This is a genomic window from Pseudomonas sp. KU26590, from assembly GCF_026153515.1.
GTDB lineage: Bacteria > Pseudomonadota > Gammaproteobacteria > Pseudomonadales > Pseudomonadaceae > Aquipseudomonas.
The window spans coordinates 1023204-1044322 of sequence record NZ_CP110644.1 but is presented as its reverse complement, the minus strand read 5'-3'; the positions used below and the strand labels follow the sequence as shown (position 1 = coordinate 1044322).

The following is a 21119-nucleotide window of genomic DNA, read 5'->3' as shown; positions in this document are numbered from 1 at the left end:
AGTCGTAACAGACTGTTTCATGAGCGTTCCTCGCTGCGGCATACTCGCTGCGGCTGTGTGAGCGACTCGATACACGTACGCGATCAGATCACGCCGAAACATCTTATTTTCGGGATTTACCATGCGCGCGTTTGCTCCTTTGGCCCTGACCCTCCTTCTTACCGCTTGCGGCGACGGCGAATCGCTGTTGCCCCCGGACGCTCGCCTGCCCGACGGCGGACGCTATCGCGGCGACGTGATCAATGGCGTGCTGCAAGGCAAGGGCCGGATCGATTACCCCAACGGCAGCTGGTACGCCGGGGAGTTCAAGAGCGGGCAGTGGAACGGCCAGGGTGAGTGGCACGCCAGCAATGGCGACGTTTACCGGGGCGGTTTTCAGGACGGGCTATTCCATGGCCAGGGCTCGCTGACGACCAGCGCCGGCAGTTACGTCGGCGGCTACAAGCTGGGGCGACGCGATGGCGAAGGCACGCTCAAAGAGCACGGCATGAGTTACCGCGGCGAGTTCAAGGCCGATCTGTATGACGGCGCCGGGCATCTGGAGCTGGACGACGGCAGCGAGTATCAGGGCCAGTTCGCCCATGGCAAACCCAACGGTGAAGGCCAGCGCAACGATTCGGCGGGCAACCAGTTCAGCGGCAAGTTCGTCGACGGCCAGCTTGAAGGCACGGGCAACTTCAACAGCGCCGATGGCGATCAGTACGTCGGCGGTTTCCATAACAATCAGCTCAATGGCCGCGGTCGCTACGAAAACGCCGATGGCGATGTCTGGTCGGGCCAGTTCAAGGATGGCGCGTTCACCGGCGAGGGCGAGCTGATCGGCTCCGACGGCACGCGCTATCAAGGTGACTTCAAGAACTGGCGCTTCGCAGGCTCAGGCAGCCTGAAGCTCCCAGACGGCAGCGTGTACATCGGCCAGTTCGAGAACGACAACTATCAAGGCGGCGGCGTGCTAACCACGGCGGACGGCGAAGTCCAGAGCGGCACTTGGTCCAACGGCCAGCGCGTGCGCGACGCGGCCGGCAAGCTGCTCCCGGACCCACTGGAAATCGGCCTGCTCGCCCAGGGCGCCCTGGTCGAGAAAGCCCTCGCCGCCGTGCCCGCCTCCACGCCGGCCATCGAGCTTTACAGCCTTGTCGTGGGTGGCGATGGCAAGCAGAGCGTCTTTCTGCGCGAGGCCGATTACGTAAACAAGCTGTTGGCCACGCGCTTCGGTGCTTCGGGTCAGATCACGTTGGTCAACCATCGCGATCACATGGCCGATCGCCCGATGGCAACCCGCGAGACCATCAGCCGCGCCGTGCAAACGCTGGCCAAGCGCAGCGGTCCGGAAGATTTGATCTTCATTTACCTGACCAGCCACGGCACCCATGAACACGAGCTGGTGCTGGATCAGCCGCGTCTGGAGCTGTCAGACCTGCCCGCCAACGAGATGGCCGGCGTGCTGGCGCCGCTGAAGAATCGCGACAAGGTGGTGGTGATTTCCGCGTGCTATTCGGGCGGTTTCATTCCGGCGATCAAGGACGAGCGGACGATGGTGATCACTGCCTCCCGTGAGGATCGGGTGTCATTTGGCTGTTCTGAGGAGGCCGATTTCACCTACTTCGGCGAGGCGCTGTTCGGCAAGGCGCTGGTGGAAACCGACGATCTGGTGCAAGCGTTCAACGAAGCGCGAGACATCGTCGCCCAGCGTGAGACGGACGAAAGCTTCGAAGCCTCCGAGCCGCAGATGTGGGCGCCGAAAGGCGTGGTCGCCCATTGGCGGCAACTGCGCAAAAGTCAGGCGGAGCGCGCGCTGAATACGGTGCGCCGCTGAGTGCCTCCGATGACGCGGAACCTGTGGGGGCCGGCTTGCTGGCGAACGCATGTGTCCAGACGCGAAGAGGGTGAATGTCGGATCGGGTTCGCCAGCAAGCCGGCTCCTACGGAGTGATGCCCCTCAAATGCGGGATGCGCCAAGATTTCATGTGTTTTTGTGAAACCCTCCCGCTTCGCCCGCAGTCTGTTCCGGTACAGCGCCTATGCTTGTGGCGTATCAAGGGAGAAAGATCATGTACTTGACGCCTCAGCACATCTTGCTTGCCGGAGCTACCGGATTGACTGGCGAGCACTTGCTCGACCGCCTGCTTAACGAACCCACTGTTACCCGGCTTCTCGCCCCCAGCCGTCGTCCTCTGGCTGAACATCCACGCCTGGAAAACCCGGTCGGCGATCTTCAAAGCCTGCTGCCCGCGCTGGAAGGCCCCGTAGACATCGCGTTCTGCTGCCTGGGCACCACGATCAAACAGGCCGGTTCCCAGGAAGCGTTTCGGGCCGTGGATCTGGACATGGTCGTCGCATTCGGCAAACGTGCCCGCGAGTTGGGTGCGCGTCACCTGCTGGTGATCAGCGCGGTAAACGCCGATCCGAAATCGAGCATCTTTTACAGCCGCGTCAAAGGCGAGATGGAAGAAGCACTGAAGCTTCAGGGCTGGCCGCAACTGACCATCGCCCAGCCGTCTCTGCTGATTGGCGAGCGGCAGGATCAACGGTTTGTGGAACAGTTGGCCGCGCCTCTCGCCAAGTTGATTCCCGGCAAATACGGCGGCATTGAAGCGTGCAACCTGGCCCGCGCGCTGTGGCGTCTGGCGCTGGAAGAGCAGGACGGCGTGCGGGTGGTTGAGTCGGATGACTTGCGGCGGTTGGGGAAGTGACTGAGCACCACTCAAGCTAACGGCAAGAACTGTGTAGGAGTGAGCTTGCTCGCGAGCAGGTCTGACAGTCACCCTTACAGGGCCAGTCATATCGCAATCGCGAGCAAGCTCACTCCTACAGGGATCGCCGACCCGAGTTACATCCCGCCGGTAGCCTGAAACCCAACACCCAGCGCGGTCAGAATCGACAACGGCAGCAGCAGCGTGTCGAGCAGCGCGCTGCCGGGCAGGTCGAGCATCGGATACTTCGGCGCCTCGGTGCCGAAGCGGTCCTTCTCGCAGCAGCCCCCTTCGATGGCGTACAGATCCAGTCGTGTGCCGGCGTACACGACCGGCGCGCCGGGCTGATTGGCATCGAGGGTGCGCACGGTCGAGCAGCCTGTGGTCAGCAACAGACCCAGCGCAATGACGACGAGCTTATTCATCGGCGCCAAAGTGATGCTCGCCCCAGCGCGGCAGCATGTCCTGCGGGACGTTGAGCAAGTTGAGGATCCGTGCGACGACGAAATCCACCAGATCATCGATCGTCTGCGGCTGGTGATAGAAACCGGGCGACGCCGGCAGAATCACCGCGCCCATGTTCGACAGCTTGAGCATGTTCTCCAGATGAATGCTGGAGAACGGCGCCTCGCGGGGCACCAGAATCAGCTGCCGACGCTCCTTCAACGTCACGTCTGCGGCGCGTTCGATCAGGTTGTTGCAGGCGCCCGTGGCGATTGCCGACAGCGTTCCGGTCGAACACGGCACTACCACCATCGCACTCGGCGAACCGGAACCGGACGCCACCGGTGACATCCAGTCTTCCTTGCCGTAAACCCGAATCTGGCCCGCTGTCGCGCCGGTGTATTCGTTGAGGAAGGCCTGCATCATCTGCGGTTTGGGCGGCAGGTTGACGTCGGTTTCGGTGGCCATGACCAACTGTGCGGCCTTGGAAATAAGGAAGTGCACTTCGCGATCCTCGCGCACCAGGCAGTCCAGCAGGCGCAGACCGTATTGCGCGCCGGACGCGCCGGTCATTGCCAGGGTAATACGTTCAGGGCCGCTCATTGCAGTGCCTCCGCGAGTTTGCCGTGCAGGCCGCCGAAGCCGCCGTTGCTCATGATGACCACGTGGGTGCCGGGCTCGGCCTGGTTTTTCACGAGCTCGATAATGCCGTCGAGGCTGTCGCAGACCAGTGACGGAATGGTGCATTGCGCAGCGGTTGCGGCCAGATCCCAGCCCAGATTGGCCGGCGCATACCAGACCACCTGATCGGCCTGGACCACGCTTTCCGGCAGACCATCGCGGTGGGCGCCGAGCTTCATGGAATTGGAACGCGGCTCGACGATGGCAATGATCGGTGCATCGCCAACCTTCTTGCGCAGACCGTCCAGCGTGGTGGCGATGGCGGTCGGGTGGTGGGCGAAGTCATCGTAGATGGTGATGCCGCGCACTTCGGCGACCTTCTCCATGCGCCGCTTCACGCTCTTGAAAGCACTCAACGCCTCAACGCCCTGCTGCGGCACGACGCCCACGTGGCGGGCAGCGGCGAGGGTGGCCAAGGCATTCGCCACGTTGTGCTGGCCGGTCATGCCCCAATCGACGACGCCTTGGACCGCACCTTCGAAAAGCACTTCGAATTTTGAACCGTCTTCGCTGAGCAGGTTCGCCTGCCATTGACCGCCCTCGCCCGTGGTTTGCACCGGCGTCCAGCAGCCCATTTGAATCACGCGCTCAAGTGCCGGCTCGGTGGTCGGGTGAATGACCAGGCCTTTGCTCGGGATGGTGCGCACGAGGTGGTGAAACTGCCGTTCGATGGCCGGCAGATCAGGGAAGATGTCGGCGTGATCGAATTCCAGGTTGTTGAGGATGGCGGTGCGCGGGCCGTAATGGACGAACTTGGAGCGCTTGTCGAAAAAGGCGCTGTCGTATTCGTCAGCCTCGACGACGAAGAACGGCGTATCGCCGAGACGCGCCGAAACATCGAAGTTCTGCGGCACGCCGCCGATCAGGAAGCCCGGGGCCATGCCAGCGTGCTCCAGCACCCAGGCGAGCATGCTGCTGGTGGTGGTTTTGCCGTGGGTGCCAGCGACGGCCAGCACCCAGCGACCGCGCAGGACGTGATCGGCCAGCCACTGCGGCCCGGAAACGTAGGGCAGGCCCTTGTTCAGGACATATTCGACCGCGGGATTGCCGCGCGACATGGCGTTGCCGACCACCACCAGATCCGGTGCCGGTTCGAGGTGCGAAGGGTCGTAACCCTGCATCAACTGAATGCCCTGCGCTTCGAGCTGCGTGCTCATCGGCGGGTAGACGTTGGCATCGGAGCCCGTGACTTTATGGCCCAGATCCTTGGCGAGCACCGCCAGCGAACCCATGAACGTGCCGCAGATACCCAGAATATGAATGTGCATGACCGACCTCTTAGAACATGGGCCGCAGGTTAGCGTAGAAGGCAGTGGATGCGCACGGGGGAATTACCGAGAGCGGCTGACACGCTTGAGGATGACCCTCGGGATTGTGAGTGAACGCCATGGTAGGACCGGCTTTAGCCGGGAAGACGTCGGGCGTCCCACCGCAGAATGGATAGCGCTCACACAGGCCTCTTCCCGGCTAAAGCCGGTCCCACTGAAAAGCCACGCGCATGTGCATCTTCGATCTGACGCGGTCAATTGTAGGAGCGCGCTTGCCCGCGAAATCGGTTAATCAGGCAATACAATGGTTGCAGTTCGAACGCCTTCGCGGGCAAGCGCGCTCCTACAGGATGCGCGTCAGTCATCATTATTTCGTTTTCCCGCCATGGCCCCTATACCGGCCAAGAAGCAAGTACTGAGTGGGACCGCGATCTCCCAGTAGGACCGGCTTCAGCCGGGAAAGCGTCAGGTGGCACACCGCAGAATGGATAGCGCTCACGCAGGCCTATTCCCGGCTGAAGCCGGTCCCACTGAAAAAAGCTCGCGCATGTGCGGTCTGACGCGGTCAATTGTAGGAGCGCGCTTGCCCGAGAAATCGGTTAATCAGGCGATACAGTTATTGCCGTTCAAACGCCTTCGCGGGCAAGCGCGCTCCTACAGGATGGGCGTCAGCCTGCATTATCCCGCTTTCCCGCCCGGCCTCATATGCCGGCCAAGCAGCACGTACTGAGTGGGACCGGCTTCAGCCGGGAACGGTTGGAGGCCTAAACACAGGTTCGGCGGTGTATCCCATGCTTGCGCAGCTTTCTATACAGCGTATTGCGACTCACCCCCAGCTCGCGGGCGGCGTGGGTCATGTGCCAACGCTGGGTTTCCAGGGTGGCGATGAGCGCTGCGCGTTCCGCGTCGTCCAAGGGCGAATGGGAAATGTCGGGCTTTGTCTGTGCACTCCCCTGCCGAATCGCCACCGGCAGATCAGCAAAACCAATCCGCCCCTCATCGCACAACGCCGCCAGCGTACGCAGCACGTTGCGCATCTGCCGCACGTTGCCGGGCCAGTTGAAGTCGAGCAGCGCCTGCCTGGCCTTCGCCTCAATCACAATCGCAAGCCCTCTCGCCTCCTGCTCCAGCAAGAACTCCAGCAACTGCGCCTTATCACTCCGCTCTCTCAACGGCGGCAAGGCGATCTCCAGGCCGTTAAGCCGATAAAACAAATCCTCACGAAAGCTGCCGTCCTCCACTCGATCCAGCAGATTCCGGTGGGTGGCGCTGATCACTCGTACATCCACCGCTCGCGGCTCGCCGCCAATGGGCACCACCAGCCGGTCTTCCAGCACTCGCAGTAAACGGGTCTGCAAGGCCACCGGCATGTCGCCGATCTCATCCAGAAACAACGTGCCGCCATCGGCCTGTTGCAACTTGCCGCGCATGCCTTCCTTGCGCGCGCCGGTAAAACTTCCGCCGCGATAACCGAACAGCTCGCTCTCGATCAGGCTTTCCGGAATGGCCGCGCAGTTCAGCGCCACGAACGGCTTGGCGGAGCGCCGACTCGCCTGATGCACCGCCTTGGCGAACGCCTCCTTGCCAGAGCCGGTCTCGCCGTTGATCAGCAACGGCACGTCGCGCTCGAATACCTTCAGCGCCCGACGGAAATCAGTGTGCAGCGATGCGTCGCCCAGCCAGATATCACTCGAACAGACCGGCACAGCCAACGTGCTGACAACCGGAGTAGCAAGGTCCTTCAGCTCGGTACGCGATTGCCCGCGCAGCACGGCGAAGAATCCCCTTCCATCACGGGTACGCAAAGGCCAACGGGTGGCGGCGTCCGGCGAAGCGCGGCTCAGCAACTCATCCAGTGAGCAGTCAAACAACGATTCCACGCCCTGCCCCACCAGATCGCCACGGCTCAAGCCCAGCAAATTCAGCGCGCTCTGATTCAGCGCACTGACGCAGCCTTCGCCGTCAAACGCCAACAGCCCTTCGCTGAACAAACCGACCGCGCCAGCCTGAAGGTGAAATCGCAGCAGCCACTGACCGTCAAAATGACGCAGGAAATAGCTGCTCTCGATCATCTTCGCCGACAGGTTCACCAGCGCCATGGTGTGAAACTGGCTCTGGCGGGACACATCGTGGCGGGCCGAAGAAACGTCGAGCACCGCAAGCAGATCGCCATGGGGATCGAACACCGGGCTCGCCGAACAGGTCAGTCCGGTGTGGCGGCCCCGAAAATGCTCGTCGCGATGGATGGTCACCGACTGACGCTCGACCAGGCAGGTGCCGATGCCGTTAGTGCCCTCGCGCGCCTCACTCCAGTCGGCGCCCAGCCAAAGGCCCGCACGCTCGAAAATCCGCCGGTCCCCGGGCTCGGTCACGCAATTGAGGATGATCCCGCGTGCATCGGTCAACAGCACCGCGCTGCCGCCGGCAAGCTGACGGTGCAGGCTGTTCATCTCGTCGCCGGCGATGGTCAGGACCTGCTGCAGTTGCTCGCGACTCTCCAGCACGCGCGCATGTTCATGCACGGTGGGCGCCATGGCTTGGGCGGGGTCGAGGTGATAATCCTCCAGGCACCGCAACCATGAACGGGCAATGGAAGGATCGGCGCCGGGGCCGTATTGATGGGGCGTTTTGCCTTGGGTAACGGTCAGCACTTGTTCGGCGTGGCGCGTCAGGTGATTGCTGTGCATTTTTATTTTTCATCCTGAGCCGGGGCTCTGCGGAGGATTCGCGACTCAGCATCCTCCTCGCCCGGATTCATTGCAATGCTGCGAAAGGCGGGGTCAGCCAAGCTGTCACGCAAAGGGTACAAAGTGTCACTCCGGCCGCCCCGCCGTTGATACACCACTCGGCCAGGACCACACGACCCATGGACAAAACCCCCATAAAACGGGCACCGGACGGCAGTGGCCCGCGCTTTGCTCTACGCTCTACCCATGCGACCTAACTATGCGCCGCAACGCGTTATCCCCAGACAATCACAAGAGCAAGGAGATATTCACCATGCGTTATGCCCACCCCGGTACTGAAGGCTCAATCGTTACCTTCAAGACCCAGTACGGCAACTACATCGGTGGCGAATTTGTGCCGCCGGTCAAAGGCCAATACTTCGAAAACATCTCGCCGATCACCGGCAAGCTGATCGCAGAATTTCCACGCTCCAGCGCCGAAGACATCGACAAAGCCCTCGACGCCGCCCATGCCGCGGCCGATGCGTGGGGCAAAACCTCGGTGCAGGAACGCTCGCTGACCCTGCTGAAAATCGCTGACCGCATCGAACAGAACCTGGAGTTGCTGGCCGTCACCGAGACCTGGGACAACGGTAAAGCCGTGCGCGAAACCCTCAACGCGGACATCCCGCTGGCAGTCGACCACTTCCGTTATTTCGCCGGTGTGCTGCGTGCCCAGGAAGGCTCCGCTGCGGAGATCGACGGCAACACCGTGGCGTATCACATTCACGAGCCGCTGGGCGTGGTCGGGCAGATCATCCCGTGGAACTTCCCGCTGTTGATGGCCGCCTGGAAACTCGCGCCCGCCCTCGCCGCCGGTAACTGCATCGTGCTCAAACCGGCCGAGCAAACGCCGCTGGGCATCACCGTGCTGATGGAGCTGATCGGCGATCTGCTGCCAAAAGGCGTGCTCAACGTGGTGCAGGGTTATGGCCGCGAGGCCGGTGAAGCGCTGGCCAGCAGCAAGCGTATCGCCAAGATCGCTTTCACCGGTTCGACGCCGGTGGGTTCGCACATCATGAAACTGGCGGCCGACAGCATCATCCCGTCCACCGTGGAGCTGGGCGGCAAGTCGCCGAACATCTTCTTCGAAGACATCATGCAGGCCGAGCCGGAGTTCATCGACAAAGCTGCTGAAGGCGTGGTGCTGGCGTTCTTCAACCAGGGCGAAGTCTGCACGTGCCCGTCGCGTTGCCTGGTTCAGGAATCGATCTACCCGCAGTTCATGGAAGTGGTGATGAAGAAGGTCCTGAAGATCCAGCGCGGCGATCCGCTGGACACTGAGACCATGGTCGGCGCGCAGGCGTCGCAGCAGCAGTTCGACAAGATCCTTTCGTACCTCGAAATCGCTCAGAGCGAAGGCGCCGAGCTGCTGACCGGCGGCAAGGTCGAGAAGCTCGAAGGCTCGCTGGCCACCGGCTACTACATCCAGCCGACGCTGCTGAAAGGCAACAACAAGATGCGCGTTTTCCAGGAAGAAATCTTCGGCCCGGTGGTGAGCGTGACCACCTTTAAGGACGAAGCGGAAGCCCTGGCCATTGCCAACGACACCGAGTTCGGCCTGGGTGCCGGCGTCTGGACCCGCGACATCAATCGCGCGTATCGCGTAGGCCGGGCAATCAAGGCCGGTCGCGTGTGGACCAACTGCTACCACCTGTATCCCGCCCATGCGGCGTTCGGCGGTTACAAGAAATCCGGCGTCGGCCGCGAAACCCACAAGGTCGCGCTTGAGCACTATCAGCAGACCAAGAACCTGCTGGTGAGCTACGACATCAATCCGCTGGGCTTCTTTTGATTAGCGTGTTCAGGTGACAAGCAACGGCCTCTTCGGAGGCCGTTTTTGTTACAGGGTTTCGGCAATGCAACGTGTAGGAGCGTGGCTTGTCCCGCGATCTGGCGCGCAGCGGCAGCAATCCGGCCAATGCGGGCTATCCATAATCGCGCGGCGGCAGGATTACGGCTGCTGCGCAGCCGATCGCGGGACAAGCCACGCTCCTACCGGTTCGTACCCGCCGCTGACACGTAGCAGACGCAAACCCTGCGGGAGTGAAAGGGGGCGGCATGTCGAGCGCCATAATTGCATTGCATGCCTCTATAATGCCGCGCACATTTCCCCTCTTCGCCCCGCACGACCCGGATCGGGTCTCAAACCAGGTGCCTACATGGATTTCAATCCGCTTGATCTGATTCTTCACCTCGACGTTTACCTAGACCTGCTTGTGACCCAATACGGCACCTGGGTTTACGCGATTCTGTTTCTGGTGATCTTTTGCGAAACCGGCCTGGTGGTCATGCCGTTCCTGCCGGGCGATTCGCTGCTGTTCATCGCGGGCGCCGTGGCGGCCGGTGGCGGCATGGATCCGGTGTTGCTGGGGTGCCTGCTGATGGCAGCAGCGATACTCGGCGACAGCACCAACTACATCATCGGCCGCACGGCTGGCGACAAGCTGTTCAGCAACCCGAATTCGAAAATCTTTCGTCGGGATTACCTGACCAAAACCCAGGAATTCTACGGTCGCCACGGCGGCAAGACCGTTACCCTCGCGCGCTTCCTGCCGATCATCCGCACCTTCGCCCCCTTCGTGGCCGGTCTTGGCCGCATGCCTTACCTGCGCTTTCTCGGTTTCAGCGTATTGGGCTCGGTGCTGTGGGTCGGCGGGCTGGTCACTTTGGGCTTCTTCTTCGGCAATATCCCGTTCATCAAGAAAAACCTGACGCTGCTGGTACTGGCGATCATTCTGCTCTCGCTGCTGCCGATGATCATCGGTCTGATCCGCAGCCGCGCAGGTCGCTCTTCCGAGGTGCGCTGATCCCATGTGGTCGCTGCGGGAATGGCGCAAACGGCGCACGCTGGCCCGCCATCCGGTCGATCCGCAACTGTGGGAGCGTGTGCGCCAGCGCCTGCCGATCCTCGACGGCCTGAGCGCCGAAGAGGACCGCTACCTGCTCGACAGTTGCGTGCTGTTTCTCCAAGCCAAACACCTGACCGCGCTGGAAGGCGTCGACCTGGATGACGAATCGCGTCTGTTTCTTACCGCTCAGGCACAGCTGCCGTTACTCGCCCTGGGCGATCTGAACTGGTATCAGGGTTTTCACGAGATCATTCTTTACGGCGACGACTTCATCAGCCCGCAACGCCATCGCGACGCCAGCGGCGTCGAGCATGAATGGGACGGCGAGCACAGCGGAGAGGCGTGGTCCCAAGGGCCGGTGATTCTGGCCTGGCCCGGTGTGCTGACCAGCGGCGGGTGGGAAGCCTATAACCTGGTGATCCACGAACTGGCGCACAAGCTGGACATGCTCAACGGCGAGGCAAACGGCCTGCCGCCGCTGCACCACGACATGCGCGTCAGTGACTGGGCCAGCGCCATGCAGAGCGCGTACGACGATCTCAATCGGCAACTCGACGCCAACCCCGACGTCGAAACAGCCATCGACCCCTACGCTGCGGAAAACCCCGCGGAATTTTTCGCGGTCATCAGCGAATACTTCTTCAGCGCACCGGATTTGCTCGTCGAGGCCTATCCCGCCGTCTACGGGCAACTGAAAGCGTTCTATCGGCAGGATCCGCTGGCGCGGCTGACGGCACTTCAGCGCGACAACCCGGTCTATCAGGCTCAACACGACGCCTGAAGCCAGCCTTCACGCATGGCAACGCTTCAGGAATGTGCCTATAATCCGGGCCACTTTTTGGCGTTGCATGCCAGATTCTGAATGGTCAACCAAGGGGGCAAAGCCCAATGAGCTACAGCAAAATTCCGGCCGGTAAAGACCTGCCGAATGACATCTACGTCGCAATCGAGATCCCGGCCAACCACGCGCCGATCAAGTATGAAATCGACAAAGATAGCGACTGCCTTTTCGTTGACCGTTTCATGGCCACCCCGATGTTCTACCCGGCCAACTACGGTTTCATCCCCAACACCCTGGCTGACGACGGCGACCCCCTCGACGTGCTGGTCGTGACGCCTTATCCGGTGACCCCGGGTTCCGTGATTCGCGCCCGCCCGGTCGGCGTGCTGAACATGACCGACGACGGCGGCGGCGATGCCAAAATCATCGCAGTCCCCCACGACAAGCTGTCCCAGCTGTACGTGGACGTGAAGGAATACACCGATCTGCCAGCGCTGCTGATCCAGCAGATCGAGCACTTCTTCGCGAACTACAAAGACCTCGAAAAAGGCAAATGGGTGAAAATCGAAGGGTGGGCTGGTGCTGACGCCGCTCGCGAAGCGATCACCAAATCGGTCGCGGCCTACAAGGGCTGATCCGGTTGTGCCCCGCCGAAGCGCCCGCCGCTTCGACGGGGCCATGCTTGACGCGCCTGTCCCCGGCTTCTGCTGTTTGAACACCCCTCCCCCGTAAATCCCGTTTTTTTTTCGCCCGCCGTCATTACACAAATGTTTAAAAATCGCTTTGCACACACAGCGTGTTTAATTGGGCCGTGTGCTTTTCTTATTTGAACAATATCGCGGGATTGAAACTTCCCTCGCAGCCGCTCAAATCAGGCCCCAATGGCCGTGAATCGCTCACGCTCATGAATCCCATCGACTTCAACCATTGTTGATGCAAAAGAAAACAGTAAACGAATCGGCCTACAAAAACCGCCGAAGGTTGTAATCCCTACATTCACGTTCAAGCATGACGGCGTGCTCATTTGAACACTTCGTTCATTTAAACGCGCTTCAAGCCGCCGTAAACTTCGGGCCATGAATACATCAGGTGATCGACTGCGCGGCCTTCTGCGAGAGTGCCATCTCTCCGCAACGGACTTTGCCGCCAACCGAAAAGTAACGCCGCAACACGTGAACAACTGGTTCAAGCGCGGCATCCCCATGGCGCGCATTGAAGAAGTCGCGGAACTGCTGAGCGTCAACGCCCGCTGGCTGCGCAGCGGCGAAGGCCCCAAGCACCCTGGAGCCGACCGCATAATTGCCGAGCAGCCAGACACTCAACCAGTCCGGGCCGAGCGAAGCGTGCGCGAAGAACTGGAAATGCCGGTCTACACCGAGTTGCAGACGCAAAGCTCCGGCCGCACGGCAGTGGGCGAAATCCATAACCACAAAGTACGCCTGTCCCGACGCGTGCTTGAAACCATGGACGTGGAGCTGCACAACGCCATTTGCGTGGCGATGGTCGGCAACAGCATGGCGGACAAAATCCAGGACGGTTCGTTGATCGGCATCGATCGCGGCCGGGTGCAGGTCATCGACGGGGAAATGTACGCCCTCGAACACGACGGCATGCTGCGGGTGAAATACCTGTATCGCCTGCCGGGCGGCGGTTTGCGCCTGCGTAGCCACAATTGCGCCGAGTACCCCGACGAGATCTTCAGCGCCGAACAGGTGCAGGCGCAGCACATTCAGATTCTGGGGTGGATCTTCTGGTGGTCGACGCTCAACAACCGCCGCCATCCGGCAACGTTGCGGCGAGGCGCGGAATGAGCGTGTTTCAGAACTGGGCAGACGTGAACAACATGGGTATCCTGCACGCCTTCGTTTCAGCACCCGTCGGCCACACGCGGATGGATGATCGACCTGGCACCGTCTCCGTGACGTGCCCGGTCTACCTTACAAGCGCCTCCTCGCAGCGCGCACTTTTGCGGACGGGTGCGGTTAGCCAAAAACTAATCAAACCCGTCACCGAGAAGCCGGCCACAAGCCGGCTTTTTAACTTCCCATGAATATGTCCCACCGCTAACCCGCGCGGCGCCTCAGTGCGCGCGTAAATCGGCAATCAATGGACTGAGCGCCTAACCAACGAAGCGAAAAGAACCGTCTTCGTCTCAATACAGGAAGTTCGTCATGAGTTATCGCAACAAGACCTACATCGCATTCGCCAGCGAAGACCTCTCTTATTACTCCTTGATGAAAGCCTGGAAAGTAAATGAGAAGATCGACTTCGACTTTTTCAATGCCCATGATTTGTTCGAAGCGCGGGACAGCAGTTCGCCAGAGACCATCAAACGCCGACTGCGCGAGCGGCTGAACAACACCAAGCAAGTCATCTTCCTGGGCAGCGAAGATGGCCGTCGCAAAGGCGGCGACGGGGATTCGTTTCTTGCCTATGAAATCGAGGTCATTCTCGAACTCGATCTTCCCATCGTCATCGCGAATCTGTGCCAGAGCAGAAACATCGTCACGGACAACATTCCCGAGCCGCTCATCGAGCAAAAACACTTCAACGTTTCGGTGTCTTTCCAGCCAAAAGTCATTCAGTACGCGCTGGACAACTACGTCGCCAGCTACGCGAAGAGCGAGATGCAGGGTCCGCATCGGTATGTCGGGAGGATCTACGAAGAGCTGGGCATGTGATGACCGTCCCTAAGGACATGCAGACCTTTAACATCATTAACCCTGGCAGGCACGCGATGGAGGGTTTCGGCATCCTGATGGCAATCATCGCGCTGTCAGTTTCTGCCGCGCTGGTTAAAGCTTGGCCACGCCCGATTGCCGAGGCCTGTTTGGGCAGCAGGCTGCTGCCCAATTGCCTTGGCCGCAGTTAAGAACCCGTGCGGGAGCATCAACGGCTCCACGCTAGGGGAATACCAACTCGGAAACCGTGAAGCAGTCTCACTGCCACCTCGGGACCCTTCATTCTCTGCAAAAAACGTCGCAACCTGGATGGCCTGCGGACATTTAAGCGGTTTGCCGGGTTAGACTTCGCTTTTTTTGCCTGCCTCAAGGAACTGTTGCGTGAATACGGAAAATCATTCTCAGACGGCTGCCTTTCTCTGGTCGATTGCCGACCTACTTCGGGGTGACTTCAAGCAATCTCAGTACGGTCGCATCATTCTGCCGTTCACGCTGCTGCGCCGGATGGAGTGCGTACTTGCGCCGACCAAAGACGAGGTGATCAAGCAGACCTTCGCTCAAGAAGGCCGTCCAGATACCGTCCGCGAAATGATTTTGCTGCGTTCATCCGGCCACCAGTTTTTCAATGCCTCGCCGCTGACCCTAGGAACCTTGTCAGATACCCAGACCGCCTCCGACTTGATGAGTTACGTGCAGGCCTTCAGCAAGGACGCCCGCGAAATCTTCGAGCACTTCCACTTTGAAGACTTTGTCCAGCAACTGAGCAGCGCCAATCTGCTCTATCAGATCGTCCAACGTTTTGCTGCCACCGATCTGAGCCCCGAGCGCATCAGTAATTTCGGCATGGGCATCATCTTCGAAGAGCTGATCCGGAAGTTCGCGGAGAGCTCTAACGAAACAGCCGGAGAGCATTTCACCCCGCGCGATATCGTGCAGCTGACCACGTCACTTGTGATCACCGAGCAGGATGCAAAGCTCGCACCCAACAGCATCGTTACCATCTATGACCCAACGGCAGGTACGGGTGGTTTTCTGTCCGAAGGTGACGAGTACATCCAGTCCATCAGTAAGAAGGTTAGCGTGTCGCTGCATGGTCAGGAGCTGAACCCTGAGTCATATGCCATCTGCAAGGCAGACATGCTGATCAAGGGCCAGGATGTGGCCAGCATCAAACTAGGCAACACCCTGTCAAATGACCAACTTGCCGACAAGCGCTTTGACTTCATGCTCAGCAACCCGCCATTTGGCGTGGAGTGGAAGAAGGTCCAAAAGCAGATTACCGACGAGCACAGCCGTAAGGGCTCTGACGGTCGCTTTGGCCCTGGCCTGCCCCGCGTATCCGACGGCTCGCTGCTGTTTCTACTGCACTTGGTTAGCAAGATGCGTGACCCGCGTGAAGGTGGCTCGCGCATCGGCATCATTCTCAATGGCTCTCCGCTATTCACCGGCGGCGCGGGCTCGGGTGAGTCTGAAATTCGCCGCTACCTGCTGCAGAATGATCTCGTCGAAGCCATCGTCGCGTTGCCGACAGACATGTTCTACAACACCGGCATCGCTACCTATGTGTGGATACTGAGCAATAAGAAAGCCGCACGTCGCCAGGGCAAAGTGCAGTTGATCGACGGCAGTCGGCACTCCGAGAAAATGCGCAAGTCGCTGGGCAGCAAGCGCCAATACATTACTGAAGATCAGATTATTGGGCTGGTGCGTCTGTATGGCAGCTTCGAGCAAACTGCGCAGAGCAAGATCTTCCCCATCGACGCCTTCGGCTACCGACGCATAACCGTCGAACGGCCGCTGCGTCTGAACTTTCAGGCCAGTGCCGATCGGATAGACAAGGCGCTCGAAGAAAAGGCACTGCAGAAGTTAGATAGCACTACTCAGCAGCATCTTATGGCGGCGCTGAGCGGTATGGATGCCAGCGCACTGCACCGCAATCGCGAGCAATTCAGCAAGCTGCTGAAAAAAGCCCTCGCCGTGCACAGCGTTAGCCTCAGCACACCGGAGCTAAAAGCCCTGATGAGCGCTCTAAGCGAGCGCGATCCCGAGGCGGATATCTGCATGACCAAAGGCCAGCCGGAAGCCGACACCGGCCTACGCGACAACGAAAACGTACCGCTGGGCGAATCGGTGTACGACTACTTCCAGCGCGAAGTCATCCCCCATGTACCAGATGCCTGGATCGATGAAAGCAAAACGGACGCTCAGGATAGCGAGGTCGGCATTGTCGGCTTCGAAATTCCCTTTAACCGCCATTTCTATGTATTCCAGCCGCCGCGCCCGTTGGTCGAGATCGATAGTGATCTGAAAGCTTGTACCGACCGAATCAAGCAAATGATTGAGGGGCTGTCGGCATGACGTTTCCAGCGTATTCGTACTACAGGGATTCTGGGGTCGAGTGGCTAGGGGTTGTACCTGAACATTGGGGTGTTAAACCGCTCAGGTATCTCGGCCGCTTTAGAAAAGGATTGACGATAACAAAAGCAGATTTAACTGATACAGGTATCCCTTGTCTGAATTATGGTGAAGTTCACTCCTTGTATCCTTTCGAGGTAAACCAAGACATACATGCCCTAAAATGCGTGCCTGCGGAGTATCTGGAAACAGAGCCATCATCTTGTATTAGCTATGGCGATTTTGTGTTTGCCGATACCTCGGAGGACCTTGAAGGCGTCGGCAATTTCACTCATGTGTCAGGCACGGAGCCTCTCTTCGCTGGTTATCACACGATTATCTACAGCTTGGATTCGGACGTAAATTCACGGTTTCTTGCCTATTGTCTAGAGTCTTTCGCCTTCAGAACCCAGTTACGTATGGGTGTAAAAGGGGTCAAGGTATTCAGTGTCACTCAGGAAATTCTTCGGGGCGGTATTGCTTGGATCCCTACAACAGCCGAGCAAACCCAAATCGCCCGCTTCCTCGACCACGAAACCGCCCGAATTGACGCGCTGATCGAAGAGCAGCAGCGCCTGATCGAACTGCTCAAGGAAAAACGCCAGGCCGTGATTTCCCACGCAGTCACCAAAGGCCTCGACCCCATTGTGTCAATGAAAGACTCCGGCGTGGAGTGGCTAGGCGAGGTGCCGGCGCATTGGGATGTTTCTCGCCTCAAATACCACAGCACTAGGATCGGTGATGGTTTGCACTCCACCCCAGAGTATGACGATGCGGGTGATTATTTCTTTATCAATGGGAATAATCTTGTGGGAGGGGCAATTACCATCGCCCCAACAACTCGGCAAGTTAATCGCCAAGAGTTTTTAAAACATCGAGTGTTGCTTGATTCGAGCACAGTCCTTATCTCTATAAATGGCACCATAGGAAACCTTGCGCTTTACAGTGGCGAGCCGGTGATCTTAGGAAAAAGCGCAGCCTATATAAATTGTACTGAGTCACTTTCACCAAGATTTTGCCTATATCTTTTTTCCTCAGAGCAGATTAAGCGCTTCTTTGAAAGCCAGCTTACCGGGACGACTATTTACAACCTTTCACTGCGAACAATTGCGGAAACGCCAACGCCTTTACCGCCTATAGATGAACAAAATTCCATAGTCGAATTCTTGAATAGAAATGTCGATGGATTTGACGAGCTAATCGACAATGCTATGAAGCTTGCACAGCTGCTCCAAGAGCGCCGCTCTGCCCTAATCTCCGCTGCCGTCACCGGCAAAATCGACGTACGCGGCTGGCAGCCACCGGCCAGCGAGCCAACTCCCGAATTAGTAGAAGAGGCCGTGTAATGGCGGACAGCAAGGAAGCGCAGTTTCAACGCGACATTATCGATGCACTGGCCGCCCAAGGTTGGCTAGTCGGTACAGCCAGCGGCTACGACCGCCAAACGGCGCTGTACACCGAAGATGTGCTGGGTTACTTCAAAGACGCCTGGCCGGAACGTTGGGACAAGTTCGCGAAGGCGAACCCGAATAACCCTGACGGCGTGCTGGTGCAAAAGCTGGTGCGCGAGTTGGAGCAGAGCGGCACGCTCGATGTGCTGCGCCATGGCTTCAAGCTCCCAGCGGTGAAGGTCGAGCTGTGCAGTTTCCAGCCCGACCACAGCATGAATCCGGACACCCTAAGGCGCTATCACTGCAACCGCCTGCGCGTGGTTCCGGAGGTTTCTTACTCACCGCATTCGCGCGAAGCCGGAAGCAATGGGCACAGCTACAACCCGCGTCTGGATTTGGTGCTATTCGTCAACGGTATCCCCACCGCCACGCTGGAGCTGAAAAGCGAGTTCAAGCAGTCAGTAGAAAACGCCAAGCGCCAGTACCGTGACGACCGCCCGGTAAAAGACCCGTTGACGCGCAAGCACGAGCCGCTGCTGACCTTCAAGCGCGGCGCGCTGGTGCATTTTGCCGTGGGGCAAAACGAGGTGGCGATGACCACCAAGTTGGCGGGTAAAGATACTTTCTTCCTGCCTTTTAACCTTGGCAGCGAGGAAGGCGGCGCGGGCAACCCGATGCCTGCCGACGACAGCCAGTACGCGACGAGCTACTTGTGGCAACGACTGTTGCAGCCCGATGCTTGGCTTAAAGTTCTGGGGCGTTTTCTGCACTTGGACAAAAAAACCAGTGAAGGCTTCGACGGCACGCTGGTTACCAAAGAGACGATGATCTTCCCGCGCTACCACCAGTGGGAAGTGGTCAACAAACTCATCGAAACTACCCATGCCGAAGGGCCGGGCAAGCGCTACCTGATCCAGCACAGCGCTGGTTCCGGCAAATCGAACTCCATCGCCTGGACTGCACACCAACTCGCTTCGATGTACAGCGCGGACGGGCAGCGCCTGTTCAACTCGGTGATCGTCGTCACCGACCGCACAGTGCTGGACAGCCAACTTCAGAATACGATTTACCAGTTCGAACATGCTCAAGGCGTGGTCAAACCGATCAGTCGTGATGTTGGCAACCAGAGTAAATCCGAACAACTGGCAGAGGCGCTGGCTGAGCAGACCCGCATCATCATTGTCACGATCCAGACTTTCCCGGCGTTGTTCGATGCACTGGACAAGTACCCCAAGCTGGCCAGCGGACGTTATGCGGTGATCGCTGACGAGGCGCATTCTTCGCAAACCGGTTCATCGGCTAGCAAGCTGAAACAGATCCTCGGCAGCGATGCGCTGGACGCCGAGGAGGTCAGCGCAGAAGAGCTGTTGGACGCGGCTGTGCAAGCTCGCCAACCGAATGAGCGAATCAGTTACTACGCCTTCACCGCTACGCCGAAAGCTAAAACCCTGGAGTTGTTCGGACGTCCTGCCGATTCGACATTGCCGCCCAGTTCCAGCAACAAACCAGAGCCGTTTCACCTGTACTCCATGCGTCAGGCTATCGAGGAAGGTTTCATTCTCGACGTGCTGCGCAACTACACCACTTACAGCACTGCCTGGAAGATTGCCCATCCGGATGGCGAAGATGATGAAGTTGACAGCAAAAAGGCGCGTATCAAACTCGCCCGATGGGTCCGTTTGCACCCCTACAACATCAGCCAAAAGGTTGAAGTGATCGTCGAGCATTTCCGCGCCAATATTCGTGGTCTGCTCAATGGGCAGGCCAAGGCCATGGTAGTTACCAGCAGCCGGCAGGAAGCAGTGCGCTATCAGATGGCAGTGAAAGCTTACGTGCAGCAGATGGGCTACGCCGACGTGCACCCGCTGGTGGCGTTCTCTGGCAGTGTGCTGCCGGATTCGGTGATTCCTGAGGAAGTGACGGAGAACAGCAGTCTGCTGAATACCGGCCTGAATGGTCGCGACCTAGCTGATGCTTTCGACACGCAAGACTTCAACGTGATGATCGCAGCCAACAAATACCAGACCGGTTTCGATCAGCCCAAGCTTTGCGCCATGTACGTGGACAAAAAGCTACAAGGCGTGGACTGCGTGCAGACACTGTCACGGCTGAATCGCACATTCGGTGACAGCAAGCAGACCTTTATCCTCGACTTCTTCAACGAGCCTCAGGACATTCTCGACGCCTTCCTGCCGTACTACACGAAGGCAGAGCTGATCGATGTCACTGATCCGCAGATCATTTATGACCTGCAGAAGAAGTTGGATGCCGAGGGCATCTATCACTGGCAGGAGGTAGAGGCATTCGCCATGGCGTTCTTCGATCCGAAGGCAGCCGCAAGCAAGCTCAGCTATTACTGCGCGCCGGCAAAGGAACGTTTTGCCAAGCGCTACGCCCTCTCGGTGGAAGCGCGTCAACTGGCCCTGGACTTCAAGCGCACAGCCGAAGTTAACGGTGACAGCAGTGGCGTGAAAAAAGCCGAGCACGCGTTGAAAGAGGCTGGCGAGCAGATAGATCAACTCGACCTGTTCCGTAAGAATTTGCAGAGCTTTGTCCGCCTTTACGAATTTCTATCCCAGATAGTGCCGTACGAAGATCGCGAACTTGAACAGCTATGCGTTTATGCCAAGCATCTGCATCCACTGCTGCGCGTGGATCGCTTGCAGCAAGACGACGTGGACGTGGGCGAGCTGCAGCTGAGTCACTACCGACTGAGCAAGCGCGCTGAGCATCAGTTACGTCTGGGTGAGGAAAGGGGTGAATACGGGATCAAACCTGGCAGCGATGTGGGAAGCGGTAAACCACACGATCCGGAAAAGAAGCGACTGTCGGAAATCATCGATGCGCTGAACGACATCTTCGGTGCTGAGGTCAGCGATGATGACCAGCTGCAGTTCCTGACTGGCATTGCCCAACGGATCAGTCGTCAAGAAGACGTGATGGCTCAAGTGAACAACCACTCAGTGGATCAAGTGATGCACGGCCTGTTTCCCAAACGAGTGCTGGATACGGTGCTGGACGCCATGACCGACCACGAAAAGCTGTCGCTCGAAGTGCTAGACAACGAGACGAAGAGCCGGGCGTTTGCGCTGGTGATTCTGAAAATGTTGAAATCGGCTGGGTTGGAGGCAGGCGACTTCCGTGGCGCTTCTTGACCCGCGAAGGCTTCGCGACGAGCAATCCAGCGGAAGCTTGGGGATGCCTATCA

16 protein-coding genes are annotated in these 21119 nt (G+C 59.0%); 12 read left to right on the top strand and 4 right to left on the bottom strand.

Annotation, left to right across the window (positions count from 1 at the left end; genetic code table 11):
• Window positions 1-121 precede the first annotated feature (121 nt).
• Both OKW98_RS04810 and OKW98_RS04805 read left to right on the top strand, forming a co-directional pair.
• Entirely contained in the window at window positions 122-1816 is a 1695-nt protein-coding gene (locus OKW98_RS04810) for a C13 family peptidase (protein ID WP_265388167.1), read from the top strand.
• A 235-nt stretch (window positions 1817-2051) separates the two neighbouring features.
• A complete protein-coding gene (locus OKW98_RS04805; RefSeq protein WP_265388166.1) occupies window positions 2052-2693 on the top strand; it encodes an oxidoreductase in 642 nt (213 codons plus the stop codon).
• Between the two features lie 137 nt (window positions 2694-2830).
• Here OKW98_RS04805 and OKW98_RS04800 read toward each other — a convergent pair whose 3' ends face one another.
• The 4 genes from OKW98_RS04800 to OKW98_RS04785 all read right to left on the bottom strand — a co-directional run bounded on the left by OKW98_RS04800 (window position 2831) and on the right by OKW98_RS04785 (window position 7773).
• Window positions 2831-3118, bottom strand: a complete 288-nt coding sequence (locus OKW98_RS04800) for a YceK/YidQ family lipoprotein (protein ID WP_122536988.1) — start codon at window positions 3116-3118, stop codon at window positions 2831-2833.
• Window positions 3111-3740, bottom strand: a complete 630-nt coding sequence (gene ubiX / locus OKW98_RS04795; protein ID WP_074892728.1) for a flavin prenyltransferase UbiX — start codon at window positions 3738-3740, stop codon at window positions 3111-3113. Before ubiX ends, OKW98_RS04800 begins: the two co-directional genes overlap by 8 nt.
• Entirely contained in the window at window positions 3737-5086 is a 1350-nt protein-coding gene (mpl, locus tag OKW98_RS04790; protein ID WP_265388165.1) for a UDP-N-acetylmuramate:L-alanyl-gamma-D-glutamyl-meso-diaminopimelate ligase, read from the bottom strand. The genes ubiX and mpl overlap by 4 nt, the downstream gene beginning before the upstream one ends.
• 764 nt (window positions 5087-5850) lie before the next feature.
• A complete protein-coding gene (locus OKW98_RS04785; protein WP_265388164.1) occupies window positions 5851-7773 on the bottom strand; it encodes a sigma-54-dependent Fis family transcriptional regulator in 1923 nt (640 codons plus the stop codon).
• Window positions 7774-8086: 313 nt separating this feature from the next.
• Between OKW98_RS04785 and OKW98_RS04780 the strand changes: the two genes are divergently transcribed.
• From OKW98_RS04780 to OKW98_RS04735, 10 genes are all read left to right on the top strand, one after another.
• Window positions 8087-9607, top strand: coding sequence for an aldehyde dehydrogenase family protein (locus tag OKW98_RS04780; protein WP_265388163.1), 1521 nt, complete (start codon window positions 8087-8089; stop codon window positions 9605-9607).
• A 367-nt stretch (window positions 9608-9974) separates the two neighbouring features.
• Window positions 9975-10622 carry a DedA family protein gene (locus OKW98_RS04775; RefSeq protein ID WP_265388162.1) on the top strand — a complete coding sequence of 216 codons (648 nt, stop codon included), beginning with the start codon at window positions 9975-9977 and terminating at the stop codon, window positions 10620-10622.
• Window positions 10623-10626: 4 nt separating this feature from the next.
• The gene (locus tag OKW98_RS04770; protein ID WP_265388161.1) at window positions 10627-11445 is read left to right on the top strand and encodes a zinc-dependent peptidase; all 819 of its coding nucleotides are present in this window, start codon (window positions 10627-10629) and stop codon (window positions 11443-11445) included.
• 107 nt (window positions 11446-11552) lie between these two features.
• The gene (gene ppa / locus OKW98_RS04765) at window positions 11553-12080 is read left to right on the top strand and encodes an inorganic diphosphatase (protein WP_133776048.1); all 528 of its coding nucleotides are present in this window, start codon (window positions 11553-11555) and stop codon (window positions 12078-12080) included.
• Between the two features lie 441 nt (window positions 12081-12521).
• The gene (locus OKW98_RS04760) at window positions 12522-13256 is read left to right on the top strand and encodes a LexA family transcriptional regulator (RefSeq protein WP_265388160.1); all 735 of its coding nucleotides are present in this window, start codon (window positions 12522-12524) and stop codon (window positions 13254-13256) included.
• 360 nt (window positions 13257-13616) lie between these two features.
• Window positions 13617-14126: a TIR domain-containing protein gene (locus OKW98_RS04755; protein WP_265388159.1), complete on the top strand. Its 510-nt coding sequence runs from the start codon at window positions 13617-13619 to the stop codon at window positions 14124-14126.
• Entirely contained in the window at window positions 14126-14317 is a 192-nt protein-coding gene (locus OKW98_RS04750) for a hypothetical protein (RefSeq protein WP_265388158.1), read from the top strand. Before OKW98_RS04755 ends, OKW98_RS04750 begins: the two co-directional genes overlap by 1 nt.
• 190 nt (window positions 14318-14507) lie before the next feature.
• Window positions 14508-16484 carry a type I restriction-modification system subunit M gene (locus OKW98_RS04745; protein WP_265388157.1) on the top strand — a complete coding sequence of 659 codons (1977 nt, stop codon included), beginning with the start codon at window positions 14508-14510 and terminating at the stop codon, window positions 16482-16484.
• Window positions 16481-17866 (top strand): restriction endonuclease subunit S, encoded by a 1386-nt coding sequence (locus tag OKW98_RS04740; RefSeq protein WP_265388156.1) that lies wholly within the window; start codon window positions 16481-16483, stop codon window positions 17864-17866. Before OKW98_RS04745 ends, OKW98_RS04740 begins: the two co-directional genes overlap by 4 nt.
• Complete coding sequence (locus OKW98_RS04735; protein WP_265388155.1) at window positions 17866-21066, top strand: type I restriction endonuclease subunit R; 3201 nt, start codon at window positions 17866-17868, stop codon at window positions 21064-21066. The genes OKW98_RS04740 and OKW98_RS04735 overlap by 1 nt, the downstream gene beginning before the upstream one ends.
• Window positions 21067-21119: the final 53 nt, after the last annotated feature.

Coding starts and splice junctions, on each gene's coding strand:
- OKW98_RS04810 (WP_265388167.1), top strand. CDS start 122: ATGCGCGCGTTTGCTCCTTTGGCCCTGACCCTCCTTCTTACCGCTTGC.
- OKW98_RS04805 (WP_265388166.1), top strand. CDS start 2,052: ATGTACTTGACGCCTCAGCACATCTTGCTTGCCGGAGCTACCGGATTG.
- OKW98_RS04800 (WP_122536988.1), bottom strand. CDS start 3,118: ATGAATAAGCTCGTCGTCATTGCGCTGGGTCTGTTGCTGACCACAGGC.
- ubiX (WP_074892728.1), bottom strand. CDS start 3,740: ATGAGCGGCCCTGAACGTATTACCCTGGCAATGACCGGCGCGTCCGGC.
- mpl (WP_265388165.1), bottom strand. CDS start 5,086: ATGCACATTCATATTCTGGGTATCTGCGGCACGTTCATGGGTTCGCTG.
- OKW98_RS04785 (WP_265388164.1), bottom strand. CDS start 7,773: ATGCACAGCAATCACCTGACGCGCCACGCCGAACAAGTGCTGACCGTT.
- OKW98_RS04780 (WP_265388163.1), top strand. CDS start 8,087: ATGCGTTATGCCCACCCCGGTACTGAAGGCTCAATCGTTACCTTCAAG.
- OKW98_RS04775 (WP_265388162.1), top strand. CDS start 9,975: ATGGATTTCAATCCGCTTGATCTGATTCTTCACCTCGACGTTTACCTA.
- OKW98_RS04770 (WP_265388161.1), top strand. CDS start 10,627: ATGTGGTCGCTGCGGGAATGGCGCAAACGGCGCACGCTGGCCCGCCAT.
- ppa (WP_133776048.1), top strand. CDS start 11,553: ATGAGCTACAGCAAAATTCCGGCCGGTAAAGACCTGCCGAATGACATC.
- OKW98_RS04760 (WP_265388160.1), top strand. CDS start 12,522: ATGAATACATCAGGTGATCGACTGCGCGGCCTTCTGCGAGAGTGCCAT.
- OKW98_RS04755 (WP_265388159.1), top strand. CDS start 13,617: ATGAGTTATCGCAACAAGACCTACATCGCATTCGCCAGCGAAGACCTC.
- OKW98_RS04750 (WP_265388158.1), top strand. CDS start 14,126: ATGACCGTCCCTAAGGACATGCAGACCTTTAACATCATTAACCCTGGC.
- OKW98_RS04740 (WP_265388156.1), top strand. CDS start 16,481: ATGACGTTTCCAGCGTATTCGTACTACAGGGATTCTGGGGTCGAGTGG.
- OKW98_RS04735 (WP_265388155.1), top strand. CDS start 17,866: ATGGCGGACAGCAAGGAAGCGCAGTTTCAACGCGACATTATCGATGCA.